Origin of the sequence: Streptomyces sp. NBC_01198 (assembly GCF_036010485.1) — a bacterium.
Classification (GTDB): domain Bacteria; phylum Actinomycetota; class Actinomycetes; order Streptomycetales; family Streptomycetaceae; genus Actinacidiphila.
The window spans coordinates 1179035-1195222 of record NZ_CP108568.1; the positions used below are offsets into that span (position 1 = coordinate 1179035).

The 16188-nt window shown below is 70.9% G+C and carries 18 protein-coding genes; 10 read left to right on the top strand and 8 right to left on the bottom strand.

What is annotated here, in order from left to right; translation table 11 throughout:
- Positions 1 to 29 precede the first annotated feature (29 nt).
- The 5 genes from OG702_RS05245 to OG702_RS05265 all read left to right on the top strand — a co-directional run bounded on the left by OG702_RS05245 (position 30) and on the right by OG702_RS05265 (position 5371).
- A complete protein-coding gene (locus tag OG702_RS05245; RefSeq protein WP_327287704.1) occupies positions 30 to 806 on the top strand; it encodes an IclR family transcriptional regulator in 777 nt (258 codons plus the stop codon).
- Between the two features lie 318 nt (positions 807 to 1124).
- Positions 1125 to 1895, top strand: coding sequence for an MIP/aquaporin family protein (locus tag OG702_RS05250; protein ID WP_327287705.1), 771 nt, complete (start codon positions 1125 to 1127; stop codon positions 1893 to 1895).
- Entirely contained in the window at positions 1892 to 2890 is a 999-nt protein-coding gene (dhaK, locus tag OG702_RS05255) for a dihydroxyacetone kinase subunit DhaK (protein ID WP_327287706.1), read from the top strand. The genes OG702_RS05250 and dhaK overlap by 4 nt, the downstream gene beginning before the upstream one ends.
- Before the next feature lie 160 nt (positions 2891 to 3050).
- A complete protein-coding gene (gene dhaL / locus OG702_RS05260) occupies positions 3051 to 3677 on the top strand; it encodes a dihydroxyacetone kinase subunit DhaL (RefSeq protein ID WP_327287707.1) in 627 nt (208 codons plus the stop codon).
- Entirely contained in the window at positions 3674 to 5371 is a 1698-nt protein-coding gene (locus tag OG702_RS05265) for a phosphoenolpyruvate--protein phosphotransferase (protein ID WP_327287708.1), read from the top strand. The genes dhaL and OG702_RS05265 overlap by 4 nt, the downstream gene beginning before the upstream one ends.
- A gap of 41 nt (positions 5372 to 5412) precedes the next feature.
- Here the strand turns inward: OG702_RS05265 and OG702_RS05270 are convergent, their stop codons facing one another.
- The 3 genes from OG702_RS05270 to OG702_RS05280 form a co-directional block, all read right to left on the bottom strand.
- A complete protein-coding gene (locus tag OG702_RS05270) occupies positions 5413 to 6558 on the bottom strand; it encodes a hypothetical protein (protein ID WP_327287709.1) in 1146 nt (381 codons plus the stop codon).
- Entirely contained in the window at positions 6552 to 7067 is a 516-nt protein-coding gene (locus tag OG702_RS05275; RefSeq protein ID WP_327287710.1) for a SigE family RNA polymerase sigma factor, read from the bottom strand. The genes OG702_RS05270 and OG702_RS05275 overlap by 7 nt, the downstream gene beginning before the upstream one ends.
- A 256-nt stretch (positions 7068 to 7323) precedes the next feature.
- Positions 7324 to 8211 carry an NAD(P)H-binding protein gene (locus tag OG702_RS05280; protein WP_327287711.1) on the bottom strand — a complete coding sequence of 296 codons (888 nt, stop codon included), beginning with the start codon at positions 8209 to 8211 and terminating at the stop codon, positions 7324 to 7326.
- Positions 8212 to 8274: 63 nt separating this feature from the next.
- Between OG702_RS05280 and OG702_RS05285 the strand changes: the two genes are divergently transcribed.
- Both OG702_RS05285 and OG702_RS05290 read left to right on the top strand, forming a co-directional pair.
- The gene (locus OG702_RS05285; protein ID WP_327287712.1) at positions 8275 to 8871 is read left to right on the top strand and encodes a TetR/AcrR family transcriptional regulator; all 597 of its coding nucleotides are present in this window, start codon (positions 8275 to 8277) and stop codon (positions 8869 to 8871) included.
- Between the two features lie 83 nt (positions 8872 to 8954).
- The gene (locus OG702_RS05290; RefSeq protein WP_327287713.1) at positions 8955 to 9338 is read left to right on the top strand and encodes a VOC family protein; all 384 of its coding nucleotides are present in this window, start codon (positions 8955 to 8957) and stop codon (positions 9336 to 9338) included.
- A gap of 131 nt (positions 9339 to 9469) precedes the next feature.
- Here the strand turns inward: OG702_RS05290 and OG702_RS05295 are convergent, their stop codons facing one another.
- Positions 9470 to 10174: an SDR family NAD(P)-dependent oxidoreductase gene (locus OG702_RS05295; RefSeq protein WP_327287714.1), complete on the bottom strand. Its 705-nt coding sequence runs from the start codon at positions 10172 to 10174 to the stop codon at positions 9470 to 9472.
- Positions 10175 to 10886: 712 nt separating this feature from the next.
- Between OG702_RS05295 and OG702_RS05300 the strand changes: the two genes are divergently transcribed.
- Positions 10887 to 11666, top strand: a complete 780-nt coding sequence (locus OG702_RS05300) for a hypothetical protein (RefSeq protein ID WP_327287715.1) — start codon at positions 10887 to 10889, stop codon at positions 11664 to 11666.
- Between the two features lie 252 nt (positions 11667 to 11918).
- On the opposite strand, the gene OG702_RS05305 is transcribed toward OG702_RS05300, so the two are convergent.
- Together OG702_RS05305 and OG702_RS05310 are read right to left on the bottom strand one after the other, a co-directional pair.
- Positions 11919 to 12419: a BP74-related protein gene (locus tag OG702_RS05305; RefSeq protein WP_327287716.1), complete on the bottom strand. Its 501-nt coding sequence runs from the start codon at positions 12417 to 12419 to the stop codon at positions 11919 to 11921.
- 200 nt (positions 12420 to 12619) lie between these two features.
- Complete coding sequence (locus tag OG702_RS05310; protein WP_327287717.1) at positions 12620 to 13036, bottom strand: nuclear transport factor 2 family protein; 417 nt, start codon at positions 13034 to 13036, stop codon at positions 12620 to 12622.
- A 176-nt stretch (positions 13037 to 13212) separates the two neighbouring features.
- On the opposite strand from OG702_RS05310, the gene OG702_RS05315 reads away from it, so the two are divergent.
- Positions 13213 to 13848 (top strand): helix-turn-helix transcriptional regulator, encoded by a 636-nt coding sequence (locus tag OG702_RS05315; RefSeq protein WP_327287718.1) that lies wholly within the window; start codon positions 13213 to 13215, stop codon positions 13846 to 13848.
- A gap of 157 nt (positions 13849 to 14005) precedes the next feature.
- Here OG702_RS05315 and OG702_RS05320 read toward each other — a convergent pair whose 3' ends face one another.
- On the bottom strand, positions 14006 to 14593 hold the full coding sequence (locus OG702_RS05320) for a hypothetical protein (RefSeq protein WP_327287719.1): 588 nt from the start codon (positions 14591 to 14593) through the stop codon (positions 14006 to 14008).
- Positions 14594 to 14890: 297 nt separating this feature from the next.
- On the opposite strand from OG702_RS05320, the gene OG702_RS05325 reads away from it, so the two are divergent.
- Positions 14891 to 15013 (top strand): hypothetical protein, encoded by a 123-nt coding sequence (locus OG702_RS05325; RefSeq protein WP_327287720.1) that lies wholly within the window; start codon positions 14891 to 14893, stop codon positions 15011 to 15013.
- A 33-nt stretch (positions 15014 to 15046) separates the two neighbouring features.
- Here the strand turns inward: OG702_RS05325 and OG702_RS05330 are convergent, their stop codons facing one another.
- The gene (locus tag OG702_RS05330; RefSeq protein WP_442814690.1) at positions 15047 to 15883 is read right to left on the bottom strand and encodes a hypothetical protein; all 837 of its coding nucleotides are present in this window, start codon (positions 15881 to 15883) and stop codon (positions 15047 to 15049) included.
- Between the last annotated feature and the right edge of the window lie 305 nt (positions 15884 to 16188).

A 16188-nucleotide genomic window follows, 5' to 3' on the forward strand; every position in this document is an offset into this window, starting at 1 on the left:
TTCAGCAATACCGAATGAGGAGTCGCCTGATGGTGCAGGCTGTGCAGCGGGCGGTCCAGATCCTCCGCGAGCTCGCGGCCACCGGTCCCCGGCTCGGGGTCACCGAGTTGGCCGAGCGCCTCGGAGTGGCCAAGCCGACCGTGCACGCGCTGCTGCGCACCCTGGAGGGCGAGGGCCTGGTGGTGCAGGACAGGGACAGTTCCAAGTACCAGCTGGGGCCCGGGCTGATCCTGCTTGGCAACGCGTATCTGGACACCCAGGAGTTGCGTGCCCGGTCGCTGACCTGGGCCGACCAGTTGGCCACCCGGAGCGGGGAGGCGGTGTGGGTGGCGGTGCTCACCGGCGACCATGTACTGGTGGTGCACCACGCGTTCCGCCCCGAGGGGGCCGTGCAGATCCTGGAGGTGGGCGCCAGCATCCCGTGGAGCACCTGCGCGCTGGGCAAGGCGATCGTCGCGGTGGCCCCTGCGGAGGACCGGGAACGGCTGCTGGACGGCGAGCCGGCGGTGCTCACCGGCGCCAGCGTCACCGACAGGGACGAACTGGCCGCGCAGTTGGAGCAGGCCAGGGCGCACGGCTACGCCCTGGAGGACCAGGAGTCCGCGATCGGGGACGCCGGCATCGCCTCCCCGGTCTTCGACCGCGCGGGGCAGGTGGTCGGCGCCATCGGAATCGTCGGTCCCGTCGAGCGCCTGCTGGACGGATCCGCACGTCAGGAGCTCGCGGTGGCGGTGCGGGAGACCGCACGCAACCTGTCGCGCGACCTCGGTGCGCCTCGCGGGGCGGGGCGGCCCGCGGCCGTGTGACCTGCCGGCCCTTCCGGCCGGGCGGCCCCGCGCCGCCCCATTCGCCGTACGGCTCCCGGCAGTTCGCCGTCGGGGGCCGTTTTCACGCTGCGGCAGCCGGGTCGGCGCCAGACTCTTGACACCCGGGAAACATCCTCCTAACGTCCGAACAACGTTCATCAATGATGAACAGACCCGCCATTCTGTCGTATCACTGCCGTGAACCCGCTGAGCCGGCCGCCGGGCCTCCCCGATCCTCCGGCGGCCACCTCCCTTTCTCATCCCGCACTGCGCGCAGGAGGTGAGACGCCCGGTCCGATGCGGCGCCGGGCGCCCGCTATGGAAGAAAACAGCTACTCCCAGAAGCTCCTGGCCGAGACGCTGGGCACCGCGGTGCTGGTGTTCATCGGTGTCGGCTCGGTCCCCGCGACCACGATCATCGGCGGCAACGCCCCGTTCACCATGGCCGAGTTGGGCATGATCTCGCTGGCCTTCGCCACCGCGGTCGTGGCGATGGTCTACGCGATCGGCCATATATCGGGTTGCCACATCAACCCCGCTGTCACCCTGGCGCTGGCCGCGACCAGGAAGATGCCCTGGCGCCAGGTGCCCGGCTACATCACCGCCCAGGCGGCCGGCGCCCTGCTCGGGTCCCTGGCGATCGTCGGCGTACTGGGGCACAAGGCCGCGGACGTCGGACTCGGCATCGCGTCCTACGGGTCCGGGGTCGGCGCCGGTCACGCCTTCTTCGCCGAGGCCGTCGGCACCTTCATCCTGGTCTTCGTCGTCTTCGGGGCCGTCGACCGCCGGGCGGCGGGCGGCTTCGCCGGCATGGCCATCGGGCTCGCCGTCTTCGCGATCATCATCCCGGTGGCGCCCGCCACCGGCGCGTCCATCAACATGGCCAGGACGGTGGGCCCGATGGTCGTCGGCCGGCTGTTCGGCTCCGCGGTCCACTGGAGCCAACTGCCCGTCTACCTGGTCGCGGAGGCGGCAGGCGCGGTCCTGGCCGGATTCGTGTACACCGCGCTGAACGCCGGGAAGCGGGCCGCCGCCGCCCCGGCGGAACCGGTCGCGCCGCTGGCAAGCGCCGAAGGAGTCCTGTCGTGAAGAAGCTCATCAACTCCCCCGAGACGGTTCTGGACGACGCCCTCGCCGGGATCGCCGCCGCGCACACCTCGCTGCGTGTCGACCGGGACAGCCGGGTGATCACCAGGGCCGCGGGGACCAGACCGGGCAAGGTCGCGCTGGTGTCCGGCGGCGGCTCGGGCCATGAGCCGCTGCACGGCGGATTCGTGGGAACGGGCATGCTGGACGCCGCGTGTCCCGGTGAGGTGTTCACCTCCCCGGTGCCGGATCAGATGCTGGCAGCCGCGCAGCGCGTGGACGGCGGCGCCGGCGTGGTGTTCGTGGTGAAGAACTACACCGGCGACGTCCTCAACTTCGAGATGGCCGCCGAACTGGCCCAGGACGCCGGGATCCGCACCGAGACAGTGCTGGTGAACGACGACGTCGCCGTCGACGACTCGACGTGGACGGCGGGGCGGCGCGGCACCGGGGCCACCGTCCTGGTGGAGAAGATCGCCGGCGCGCTGGCGGAACAGGGCGCCGGCCTGGCCGCGGTCGCCGCGGTGGGGCGCGCGGTCAACGCGGCTTCGCGGTCCTTCGCCGTCGCGCTGACCGCCTGCACCGCGCCCGCCGCGGGCAAACCGGGCTTCGACCTGCCGGACGACGAGATCGAGATCGGCGTGGGCATCCACGGCGAGCCGGGCCGCCGTCGCGACACGATGCGCTCGGCCCGGGAGATCGTGGCGATCGCCCTGGACGCGATCCTCACCGACCAGCCGATGTCGGCGGGCGACCAGGCGATCGTGCTGGTCAACGGCCTCGGCGGGACTCCACTGCTGGAGCTCTACGTGGTGTTCGCCGAGGTGGCGGCCGCACTGGCCGAGCGGGGCGTGGTCGTGGCACGAAACCTGGTGGGGAACTACGTCACCAGCCTGGACATGGCCGGTGTCTCCTTGACCGTGTGCAAGGCCGACGCGGGGATGCTGGCGCTCTGGGACGCTCCGGTGAACACCCCCGGTCTGCGCTGGGAGTCCTGAACCCCGCGTCGAGGGTCCGGCCACAGGCGCAGGACCCGCACCACCGATCCGGCGCCGCAGCCCGCGGCGCCGGATCCGTACCATCCGCACCGCCCCCGCACACCGACAGCACACACGGGCCGCACGCACGACCGTACGCGTCCGAGAAACGGAGACCGACGTGGACATCGACCTCGCCCGCGCCTGGGTGCAGGCCATCGCCGCCGTCATGGCCGGCGAGAGGGACCGCCTCACCCAGCTCGATTCGGCCATCGGGGACGCCGACCACGGTGTCAACATGCAACGCGGCTTCGCCGCCGCGGCGGCGGCACTGGACGACGACGGGCTGAAGACGGTCGGCGCCGTCCTGGTCAAGGTCGGCAGCACGCTGATATCCAGCGTCGGCGGCGCCTCGGGACCGCTGTACGGCAGTACGTTCCGGGCCATCGGCAAGGCGCTCGACACACCGCAGGCCGACCCCGTGCTGTTCGCGGCGGCGCTCGCGGCGGGGCTGCAGAGCGTCCAGAAGCTCGGCGCCGCCACGCCGGGCGACAAGACGATGATCGACGCCTACGCCCCCGCGCTGGCCGCCTTCCAGGAGGAGGCGGACGCCGGCGCCGAGTTCGCGGCGGCCGCGCGGGCAGCGGCCCGCGCTGCCGAGGAGGGGATGCGGGCGACGGCGCCGATGCAGGCACGCAAGGGCCGGGCGTCCTATCTGGGCCCGCGCAGCATCGGCCACCAGGACCCCGGGGCGACCTCGACCGCGCTGGTCTTCCGGGCACTCGCGGACACGGCGGCCCGCCGATGACCCGTCGCGCGTATCCCGGTCTGGCCGCCTCCCGCGGTACGGCCCTGGGCGTCCTCCACCGTGTCGACCGCCCGGTGCGGGCCCCGGCGCCGGAGGGCGGCGTGACGAACGAGGGCCGGGCGGCCGCCGCCGAACGGATCAGCTGCGCATTCGATGCCGTCGCCGCGCACCTGCTGGACCTGTCGCGGACGCTGCACGCCCAGGGCGAGGCGGAGCAGGCCGACATCATGGAGGTCGGCAGCCTCATCGCGCAGGATCCTGCGCTGCGCGACACGGCGGTCCAGCACGCCCGGGACGGGCGGCCGGCGGCGCTCGCCGTCCAACTCGCTGTCGACGCCCAGGCCGCGACTCTGGCCGGACTCGATGACCCGACGCTCGCCGAACGGGCCGCCGACGTACGCCAGGTGGGACGGCGGGCGCTGGCCCGGCTGCACGGGGCGGCGCCGGCCGCCGCCGAGGAGCGGCCGCTGATCCTGGCGGCCCACGAGATCGGCGCCGCCGACCTGCTGGAACCCGGCCGGAAGGTGGCCGCTGCCATCGCCGTGACGGGCGGACCCAACTCGCACGCGGCGATCGTGGCCCGCTCGCTGGGCATCCCGCTGCTGCTGGGCGTCGATCCTGCACTGCTCGACCTGCCGGACGGAGCGGAGATCCTGCTCGACGCGGGGCTCGCGACCGCGGTCGCCGGGCCGGACGACGGCGAGCGTACGGACGCGCTGCGGACCATCGCCGCGGCCCAGGAGCGCCGGCGGCAGCTCGCAGTGGGTCGGCAGTCGCCGGCCGAGACCGCCGACGGGCGGCGGATCGCGCTGCGCGCCAACGCGGCCACCCGCGCCGACGCCGAGGCGGCGCTGCAGGCGAACGCGGAGGGCGTCGGCCTGCTGCGTACCGAACTCCCCTTCCTGGACGCCGAGTCCTGGCCCAGCGCGGCGCAACACGAGGCGGTGCTCGGCCCGGTGCTCGGGGCGCTGCGCGGACAGGTCGTCGTCGCCCGCACGCTGGACTTCGCGGACGACAAGCTGCCGCCGTTCCTGGCGCGCGGCCGGTCGGGGCGGCTCGGCCGCGGGCTGCCGCTCATGCTGGCGCAGCCCGACGCCTTCGCCGACCAGTTCCGCGGCCTGCTGAGGGCGGGTGCGGACACCGACCTGCGGATCATGATCCCGATGGTCGCCCACGTCGACGAGGTACGGGCCTGCCGGGCGCTGCTGGAGCGGGCGGCCGCGCACGCCGGAGTTCCGGTGCCGGCGCTCGGCATCATGGTGGAACTGCCCGAGGCGGTCGACGGGGCTGACGAGCTGGCACGGGAGGCGGACTTCTTCTCCATCGGCAGCAACGACCTGACCAGCCAGATCCTGGGCCTTGACCGGCGCGACCAGGCAGCGACGCCCGACCTCGCCGCGCACCCCGCCGTACTGCGGGCGATCGACCGGGTCGTACGGGCCGCGCACCGCCACAACCGCCAGGTCTCGGTATGCGGGGACGCCGCCGCGCAGCCGCTGGTCGCGCCGCTGCTGGTCGGCCTCGGCTGCGACAGCCTGTCGGTCTCCCCCGCCGCGCTGGACGAGGTCCGCACACTGATCCGGCGTCTGCGTCACGACACGTGCGTCACGCTGGCCGCGGAGGCCATGGCCCGGCGGAACCTGGATGAGGTGCTGAGCCTGGTCCAGCGTCGCTGCGCTTCGGCGCTGGCCTGACCCCGGGCCGACCCGTGGCGGCCGGGCGGCCTGGGCACGGGCTACTTGGCGGGAACCGGGTCACCGGTGTTGACGTCGAGCTGCCTGCCGGACCTGTCGAATGTGGTCACGCTCTCCACTTCCAGGCCGACCGGGACGACGACCCCGACGAAGGCGTGGCCGGCAACGCGGGTCGGGGTGAGGCGCTTGGTGGTGCCGTCGGAGTAGGCGACGCTGAGGTGGTCGATGGAGGTGTCGATCTCCGATTGCAGCCAGTACGGCGCGCTCTTCGCCTTGGCGTGCGTGAACGACAGCGACTCGGGTGGCTTCGCGTCGCGGTTGACGCACTGTGACCAGGCGTTGCCCTGGCTTCCCGTCCGGACGACGCACTGGCCGTACGGGCCGACGTAAGCGGTGATGGACCACTTCTCCTCGCCCATCATGCCGGCCGTCACCCCGGACGCGATCCGCGCGGAAGCCTCCGTCAAAGGGGGCGTCGCGCCGGGGGCGTCCCAGGTGACGGGAATGCTCGCCCCGCCGGGATGGTGGAAAGGGATCGAGAACCCGACCTGCTTACCGTCGGCACCGTAGGCAGTGGTCCGGCTGATGCGCAGATCCCCCGGGAGTTCGAAGAGGGCGACCCGGTGGTGGCTGATCGGCACGGGATCCAGCAGCAGCCGCTGGCCGTCCTGCAGGTCGACCTCCACCCGCTTCACATCCGCGCGGAAGTCCACGGTGTACTGGTAGTCGTCGGCGTTCTGGCCGACCTGCGCGATGCCGCCGCTCACCGAGAACTCCGCCGGATCGGTCGGGACCGGGAAGTCGGCAAAGCAGTTGCCGAACGCCATGAGGCAGGCTGATCTGCCGTCGGGGCCCTGGGGGAGCACCTCGACCTGGGCGTTCCACGAGTAGAGCCCGATGCTGCCGGAGAAGACGGTCACGCCCTTGTCGTCCTTGGACGGAGTGTCGACGGTCACCCGGTCGCCGGGCCTGTCTGATGGGGTCCCGCCGTGGTGGCCGCTGAGCGCGAACGGAAGACCGACCCCCAGCACTGCGGCGAGCGCGAGCCCGCTCCCGGCCGTCAGCCGCCTCTTGGCCTTGATCGCCCTGCCCTGTCTGATCACCGCGTCCACCGGCGCACGGCCCGGCTCGAAGCTGCCGATGTCCGTGCCGAGTTGTTCGGCGATGATGTCTTCGTCGTTCACCATGACAGGCTCCCGTCCTGAAGCTGTGCGCTGGTCCGAAGCTTCGCCAGCGCCCGCGACGCCTGGCTCTTCACGTTGCCGACCGAGCAGCCGAGGATCGCCGCGGCCTGGTTCTCGGTGAGGCCGTCCCAGTAGCGCAGCACGACGACCGCGCGCTGTTTGGGAGGCAGCTCCATCAGGGCCGCCACCAGTGCTGACCGCTGGTCGAGGTCGCCCGTCACGTCGGCGACCGCCGGCTCCTGGCGCAGATCCCAGTCGTGCTCGGTGACCCGGCGCTTGCTGAAGCGGCCGTGGTTGGCGTTGATGAGGATCCGGCGCACATAGGCGTCCGGATCGTCGGCCCTGCGGACCCGGGCCCAGTTCGCGTAGGCCTTGGCCAGTGCCGTCTGCGCCAGGTCCTCGGCGTGGCCGCGATCGCCGGTCAGCCCGTAGGCGATCCGCACCAGGGACGGCCAGCGGCCCGTCATGAACTCCCTGAACTCGGCGTCGCGGCCATCGGCCTCAGCGCTCATCGTTCCCCTCCCCCACGGTTACCCATGCCACTGGAGAGTGGCAGTCGGCCGTGAACCGTTGCATGACTTCCGCACCCGATTCGACGCGCTGCCGCCGACGCCGACCCCGCCACCACCCGCCCACCGCCGCCATCCCCGCCATGCCCCGGCCCTCCCCCGACCGGGCGACCTCGGCCGACATGCCCGGCCCACCGCACCCCGGAGGCCCCGGGGTGCGGGTGGGCGCTGCGGCTTGCGCAGATCGCGGTCGACGAGGTTACGACCCCTGCGGCCCCTCCGTGAACTCGGTGGCGTGGTCGGCGGCCCACTGGTGGAACGTTCGCGGCGGCGTACCGAGGATGTCGGCCACCGCAGTGGTGATGTACGCGGGCTGTCCGACCGCCGCGCTCCACGCGGCGAGCAGCATGTCGGCGACCGAGCTGGGCACCGAGCCCTCCGACAGGCTCCGGAACTCGTCCGGTGTCATCTCCTCGAAGGCGATCCGGCGCCCCAGGGCGTCACCGATGACGCCCACCTGCGCGGCCTGGGTGAGTGATTCGGGGCCCGTCAGCACGTAGTCGCCTCCGACGTGTCCGTCCTGGTGGAGCGTCCGCGCCGCGACGGCTGCGACGTCGCGGTCGTCGACCGGTGCCGACGCGGCAGCACCGTAGGGCCACCGGACGACTTCGCCGGCCCGGATCGCCGGCGCCCACCAGGCCAGCGAGTTCGACGCGAACATCCCCGGCCGGATGATCGTCGACTCGAGTCCGGTGGCTGCGATGTGCCGCTCGATGTCGGCGTGCAGCATCGCCATGGAGTTGGGCTGCTGGAAGAAGGGGTGCGGTGTCTGGTGCGGGGAGGAGAGGAAGACGATCCGCCGTACGTGGGCTGCCAGTTGCTCCACGACTGCCTGCGCGGTCTGAGGCGGGGCGGTCCAGACGAGGAAGACCGCACCGGCGCCGTTCAACGCTGGGGCGAGTGTCTGGGGCACCGTGAGGTCGCCGGTGAAGACCTCGACCTCCGCCGGCAGGGTCGCCGCCGCCTCGGAGCGATGGGTGAGGGCGCGGACCGGCACGCCCGCGTCAAGGAGTCGGTCGATGACGACGCGGCCGACCCGGCCCGTCGCCCCGGTCACGAGCACGGGAGAAAGGTGTATCTGATCCATGCCGCCCATCAAAACGTTACCCGGTTAAAAAAGCAACTCGGTAACGAATGTTAAACTGGTCAGATGAGCGAGCCGACGGGGCTGCGGGCCCGCAAGAAGGAGCGGACGCGCGACGCCATCGGCGACGCGGCCATCTCACTGTTCCTGGAGCGCGGCTTCGACCGCGTCTCGGTCAACGACATCGCTGCGGCGGCCGAGATCTCCAAGCCGACCCTCTTCCGGTACTTCCCCACCAAGGAAGACCTGGTGCTGCACCGGTTCGCTGACCACCAGGGCGAGGCGGCATGCGTCGTACGCGACCGCAGCCCCGGCATCAAGCCGGTGACGGCGCTGCACCGGCACTTCCGGGCCGGCCTCGACCGGCACGACCCCGTCACCGGCCTCAACGATCATCCCGCGGTGGTGGCGTTCCATCGGCTGGTGTTCAGCACGCCGAGCCTGGCGGGACGACTCACGCGATACCAGCTCGAGGACGAGGAGGCACTGGCGGACGCCCTCGGCGAAGGCATCCAGGCACGCCTGCGAGCCGCCCAGGTACTCGCGGTCCAACGGGTGCTCGCCCAGGCCAACTGGCAGAAGATCGCCGACGGCCGAACCGCCCCCGACGTCCACCCCGAGGCCGTGGCCGATGCCGACCAGGCATTCCACCAACTGCCGTGACAGGCGCCACTCCAGTCTGAAGTCCCGGCACAACGGGTTGTGCTCCATGGCGTTCGGCCCGGATATCAGGAAGGCTGACGCGCATGGTCTCAGTAGTGCAGAACGTAGCGATCGACTGTGCAGACGCCTATGAGCTGGCCCGGTTCTGGAGCAGAGTGACCGGCCGCCCGCAGCATCCGGAGGACGGACCGGGCGACCCCGAGGCCCAGGTCCTGCTGGCCGAGGGCCCGGTGCTGCACTTCAACCAGGTGCCCGAGGGCAAGACGGTCAAGAACCGCATCCACCTGTGCCTGCGCCCCGAGACCTCACGCGACGAGGAGGTGGACCGCCTGGTGGGCCTCGGCGCCACCTTCGTCGCCGACCGCCGCAATCCCGACGGCTCGGGCTGGGCCGTTCTCGCCGATCCCGAGGGCAACGAGTTCTGCGTTCTTCGCAGTGAGTCCGACCGGGCCGCGATGAATTCCTGACGCTCACACCCGTTCCCAGCCGGCGGCCACTTCCCGGGCCGCTCGGCGCGGCATGATCAGCCGCGCCGTGCAGCAACCTCGTCGCCGCAACTGCCCCGGTAGGGCGCCGGGCTTCGCACGGCACCATCGGCTCAGGGCCGGTGGCCGTTCAGCATCTCGACCACTTCTCCCGCTCGGCCCGATGCGAGAAGAGTGCAGACTGCGGCGGCAATGTCTTCGGGATGAACGAGTGGGCCGACTTCGTCGCGCTCGGGTCCGGTCAGCGCGGCCCATTGCTTTCGTGCGCGCTCCAATCCGATCCACCCGGGCACCACGGCCATCACACGGACATCCGTACGTCCCGCAAGGCTTGTGGTGAAGCGGTGCAGGCCGGCTTTCGCGGCGCCGTACTCCGGGGAACCGTAGGCAGCGTCGCCAAGGCCGCCGCTGGACCCGATGTTCACCACCGCGCCTGCTGCGGTGGAGAGCATTGGCCACAGCAGGTGGGTCAGCAACATCGGAGCGGTGAGGTTCAGTGTGAGCGCGGCCATCCACCGCTCGGGCCCTGCGTCGGGATACTGCTCATCCGGGAGCCAGCCACCGGCGTTGTTCACCAGCCCTCCGATGTCACCACGCGCCAAGAGGGCACTGGCGGCAGTACGGACCCCTTCGACGGTCGACAGATCGCCCGTGAGACCGACTGCTCGGTCCCTGCCGCCGAGGCGCTCGACGCTGGCCTTCAATGCCGTTTCGTCGCGGTCGAGCAGAACAACGCCCCGTCCGCGAGCAACCAGCTCCTCAGCGATCGCATAACCGAGCCCGGCAGCGCCTCCCGTGACGACGATATTGGTACCCATACTCTCCGTCCTACCCCGCATCACCATCACCCACCTCGGCCACGACCTGGTTGCCGCAACGCCGGGGCGTAGCCGGGCCGCAGCACCCGCCCCGGTCGCTGAGCTGGCCAGCCAGGTGGTGTGGTGGGAGCTGGCGGGCGACCCCGTCGCGGCGGCGCGCCGGCCTGTGGTGAACGGCTTCGACCGGATGCCGGCGCGAGGGCCCGCGTCCGTTCGGCGGTCTGTCGGCCCGGGCAGTGGCATCAGGCCTGGCGGGTCCAGGCCCGGGTGGTGGCCCCGCGAGCTATGGGGGATCGCTCGTCCGCGCCAAGACTGCTCAGGAGGGCCGTGTAGGCGCCTTCGGCCGCCCGGCCTGAGACGGTGCCTTCCGGCGCGAGAGCCAGGCAACTCCTCCCCCAGGAATGTCCGTTCCCCGTGAACAAAGAGGTCCTGGCCCACCTGAACCTTTGACCACCTGCCAGTTGAGATGGCCTCTCGACCGACTGCCTGAAGTGGCGCCGGCTCCCGCTGAGGGTTACTCCGTAGCCGGCTGGGTCGCTGGGCACCCCGTGGACGGTCGGGCAGGTCGGGGTGGATGATCCGGTCATGCCGACTGGAGAAGAGCTCGATTCCATGGAGCTTTGCGCCGCGGCCGCATCCGCGGGGGTGTGGCTGAGGTGAGGCGCCTGCGCGCCCTGCTGCGGGGGGACCGTGACCGGCGGCATCCGACTGGGTGTCCACCGGACCCGGCGTCAAGTGGCAGCAGTACGCGAGTATCGACGGCTGGCAGTCCAACACCGACGTGCGGTCCTTCCGGCCGGGCAGCGTACAGAAGGACCGCTGGTTCGGCCCCATCACACGGCCGCGGCTGACCAGCGCCGAGATCCCGTTCCGCGGCGGGCCCGGCATGAGCCTCTTCATCACGGGACCCGCAGGCGACGCGGGGTCGGCGCACAACGCCTACTCCAACCTGGTGTCGGGGACGTTCTCGCTCTATCAGGGCGACACGCTGGTGACGCAGCGCAGAACCCAGGACGCGCCCACACTCGACGTCTGGGACCTGTCACCGCAGGAACTGCCGTATCGACTGGTCGCCGAGACCACGGCTGACCCCGCGTTCGGCCCGTACTCCCCCACCACCCACACCGAGTGGGACTTCACCTCCGGCGCCCCTCAGGACGTGGACGCCAAGGCCGTCCCGCTGGCCCAGCTGGACTACGGAACCGACCTGGACCCCGAGGGGCGGGCGAAGCGCACCTCGGACTTCTCCATCACCCCCCAGGTGCTCGGCAGCAACTCCGCCCATGACGCGGTCTCCTCGGTCACTCTGGACGTCTCCTACGACGACGGGGCCGCCTGGCACCGCCAGGACCTCAGGGAGAAGCGGGGCACCTGGAAGACGTCTCTGAAAGCTCCGCACGGGGCCGGCTACGTCTCCATCCGGGTCACCGCCAAGCAGCGCAACGGCGGCGGCATCACCCAGACCGTCGTCCGGGCCTTCGGCCTGAAGTGACACCCCGAGGGGCCGGTGCACGGCTCCTACGGCCACGTCCTCGGGTCTGACGACCGGGCCGATGGGCACATGGTGCCCCCGTCTCGATCCCCACCAGTGCCCACGACGGCCCCGTCGCAGACGAGTTCCGGTGCTTCGGGCTGGTGGGAGTGGCGGTCTGCTCGGGCAGGCGGTCAACGGCCGGCTCCGAGCAGACCTTCCGGTGACGCGGGTGTCGTGATGGGTGGGCATCGGTACCCGCGGGCGGTCACCCTACGGTGCGGGGATTTCCCTGACCAGACGGGAGGTCCAGTCGCACCAGACGCGGCCGGGCAGGAAGGGGCCGCCGACCTCGTCGAGGTGGTCCTCGACGTAGGGGATGGACGAGTCGCAGACCTCGATGGCCTGGTTGAAGAAGCTGGTCTCGTCGGGGTTCGCCTGGAAGCTCCAGCCCGGGTTGTAGGGGGCCGGCCGGGGGATGATCCGCGTCAGAACATGGGGCTCGTCGGTGGTGGCGCCGCTGACGAGTTCGCGGGCGTGCTCGATGTCCGAGCTCTCCGTCAGCTTGATGACGAAGGTGGCCCTGGTGATGTCGGTCATCTCGAAGTAGGCGGGGCCCGCTGCGGCGGCGCGGACCGGCCCCTGCTGGGGGGTGTTGGCCTGAGAGGGCTGTGCCACGGCGAAGGCGAGCACGCCAACGGCGGCCACGCTGGCCGCCTTGGTGAACACATGTCGCATGAGGGACTTCTCCTCGTTCCTGGGCGTCGTGCTCATCACGACTGACTACCGAGAGCATTCAATCAGTGACTGCGAGTGATCAGAGTGATCTCGGCATTCGGGTCGCGGAGGATGTCCACCCCGGCCCCGACAGCCTCCGCACCGGATCGAAGAAGCTCAAGAAGCTCCTCGGTTGGCGAGACCCACAACGGAGGCTTTCGGCGCCCGCAGTGTCCGACAGGCCGTAGGTCCCGGTGTTATTGCCCCACCACGAACACCGGCTCGACGTTCAGTTCGCTGAACCGCCAACCGTCGGGCGTCCGGACGGCCTTGTTGCGGGCCAGGCCGTAGCGCCGGGAGGCGGGCAGGAGACTGTCGGCGTGGCCGGACAGGGCGGTGATGTACGCGCGGATCGTCGCGGTGTCGCCATCGACCTCGATCAGCACGCTGCTGAACCGGTGGAGCAGGCGGGCGTAGTCCTTGTTGCCCGCCTCGATCTGTGCGATCAGAACGTCGCGGCCGGACCCGATGCCGTTGCGGGTCGTGCCAATGGCGTCCTGCGCCAGAACGTCTTTCAGGTTGCCGAAGCGGTGCTCGTCCAAGGCCCGCCCCAACTGCAAGAGCAGGTCGTGCAGCTCGGCGCGGTCGGCCAGGGTGCGCAGGTCGTAGTTCATGCGGTGTCCTTTCGGGACTGGGGAATGAAAGGAACCATGCGGGGCGCGGCGGGGGACGCGCATCACTCCCGCCCCGTTCTTGCGCAAAGTCGCAACGGTGTCCGCCCCGCGTTGGCGCGACCCGGTTTCTGGGGCAGGATGCGGATTCAGGGTGGGACGTCAGGGGATGGCCGGCGATGTCTGAGGTGGCGTGGCTGAAGTCGCTGCGGGCCGGGCGCGGTGTGTGCCCGCTGTTCGGGGCCGATGCCGTGGTGGCCCGGTTCGCCGACATCGTCTCCGTCAAGCGCAGCGAGCGGCTGGTCATGGTTCCCGAGTCGTCCCAGCGCCCGGTGCTTGGGACGCTCCCGATGCCGCCGGATGCGCGTACGCGCTGGCTGGGATCGGCCCCGTCGAGCCATGACGTGCGTCTGATCGCCGCCGGCTCCGAACATCGGATCCTGCCGGCCCTGCCGGCCAAGATGGTCATCATCGACCGGGCGATCGTCATGACGCCCATCGACCCGGAGGATCCGCTGAAGGGGGTCTGGCAGATCACCGCCGAGCCGCTGGTGCGCGCCCTGGTCGAGATCTACCAGCGACTGTGGGGGCAGGCCGCTGAGCCGGTGCGATGGCCGGCGGGCCTGTCGGCCAGGGAGCGCGCCGTGGTCACGCTGCTCGCCGAGGGCCGCACCGACCAGACGGTGGCCGAACAACTGGGCCTGAGCCGGCGCACCATCACCTACACGGTCGCGGATCTGATGGAGAGGTACGGGGCGCGCAGCCGGTTCCATCTGGCGCTGCTACTGGCCGGCGCCGACGCCGGGGACTTGTGAGTCACGACCGCGGCTGTCGCTGTGGCACGCGAGACCCGCTCTGGTGTTCCGTGACCGTACGGCTCGATGGAGAGGGCCTGCCTTGCCGTCGACGTTGCGGGGCCCGGTAGAGGCCTTCGCTCGCTGCCGGCGTGCCCCTTCACCGGCAACGTAGCGGCTACTTCCGGACCAGGAGGACGACGGCAATGATGATGAACGCGGCGATCGGGACCAGAATCCTCGCCAACTCCTCCGGCGTCTTGCGGTACAGCCAGTTCTTCCCCTGCGGGTGGAACCTCATGGACGGGTCCGTGCTGGCCTCCCACCAGCGGATGACCTTCCGGCAGTTGGCTTCGAAATCCGGGACCGGGTGCAGGGTGCTGCGCCCGAGGCCGGGCAGCGAGCGGGTCCGCCCGTTGGCGAAGGTGACCCGCAGAAGGGCGTAATCGCCGTGCTGGTTGCTCTCCCGATGGACGCCGACCCATCGGATGTCCTGCCACGGGTGGGTACGGCCGCGGCCGAAGCCCGCGCAGATGGTGACTCCGGCCGTGCTGAACGTCGTCCGGCGCCGGCACACGCTCACGACGATCAGTCCCAGTAGGGCCAACGTTCCGCCCATCAGCCACCCGGCGGCCACCGCACCGAGTTGCAAGAAGGACAGGGCCCCTTCGATCAACAGCCCCGCAAGCATCGGGATAATCGTCGACCACTGCGCGTTCCGGAACTGATCCCGCCCCCAGAACGTCAGTTCGTGCTCAGCAGCCATAACCAACCCCCCTCGTTCTCGCCCCTCTGGCGGACTCGTAAGTCGCCCGCTCTCGTCCGACCCTGCACCCGGCGGCGGAACGAGGGATCTTCCCCGCAGGCGCAAATATAGCGTCGGCAGTACGGCGGCGCCTGTGCAGTAAACGGCAGCCTCAGCAGGCGCAACACTGCCGACTGCTGGTGCAACCGCTTGTCCTCTGACTGCGTCTGGCGCGCACGCCGCGGTCGGGTTGCGGCGTACGAGGAGGAAGGGGCGAAGGCCGTCGCGGCCACGGCGACGATGAGCCATGGTGGCTCGATGGACCGCCGCATGCGACCGCTGGTGCGGCCGGACACCGTCCTGCGCTGGCACCGGGACCTGATCGCCCGAGAACACGACCGGCTCGGCGGCATCCTCCACCAGTACCGCCACGCCCCTTGACCTGCACGGACGAGGTCTTCGGCAAGGACTGCGTCAGTCCGTCGTCGGCCGGTAGGTGTAGACGGTCGTCGTCACGGCGCACACGCTGGGCGAGACGATCTGCACCCGCAGCAGTTTCGCGGCGGGGTCGTAGTCGATGCCCTCGGTCTCGAACGAGCCCGAGCAGATGCTCGACCGCGGCACCTGGAACAGCGTGCTGACCGTGCCGGTGACCGGCGTGCCGTCCAGGGCGTGCGGCAGGTCGACCTGGAGCACGTCCTTCGCCGCGTCGTCCGAGGCACACACCAGGCGGGTCGCGGACACGAAGTCACACCCCTGGATGTTCTCGACAGCGCGGTCGAGGGTGATCTGGCCGGCCTGTGCAAGGCTTCCCCCGGTGGCCGACGTGGCGGGGTTGGTCAGCGGGGCCGGGAAGACCTGGAGCCGGTTCATCGTGCCCCACTCGCCCCCGACCAGCCACTGCGCGTCGGGCGAGACCGCGTCGAAGGAGTTGTTGAGGAGTTCCCCGGCGTCCAGCGAGTGCGTGTAGTCGTAGCTCTGCCCCGACGGCGTGGTCACCTCGAACATCTTCGAGGTGGCGTCGCCGCCGCCCTGGTAGGCGTCGAAGACGTAGCCGTTCGCGACGTCCGGGTCGCCGACGTGGTTCCAGCCCGCGAACCGCAGGCGCAACGGGATCGACCCGAGACCGCGAGTCAGCACCGAGCCGTCCGCGCGGGTGGCGATCCCCTCGCCGCCGGTCAGCGAGTTGACCGAGGAACTGCCACTCCGCACCCACCCACCCGGTGAATCGGCCTGCGCAGTGGCGGCCCCGGCGGTAGCCAGTGCCGTCGTGGCGAGCAGCAGGGCGGCAGCACGGCGGCATCGTGCGATTGCGGTCAACGCGACCCCCAAGGGTGTGAGGGGACCGCCACTCGACTCCGGTGGCGGTCCCGGGCAGCAAGGACCCTAGCCCCGCGTTGGGCTGCCCCACCACAGTTCCGCGCCCAACTCAGCCTGAACAGAGGGTTGTTATCGAGCATCCGGAGACGCGGAGCACCTGGAGGGTCCCGCCCCCGCAGAGCAGCAGGCGCAGACCACGTCCCCCGATCGCGGGGTAGCCGATCACGGCGTTCCGTCCCCTGGACTCGGCAGGCACGTCGGCTGGCGGCACCCGAGCAGGGGCAGGACGATCAGCA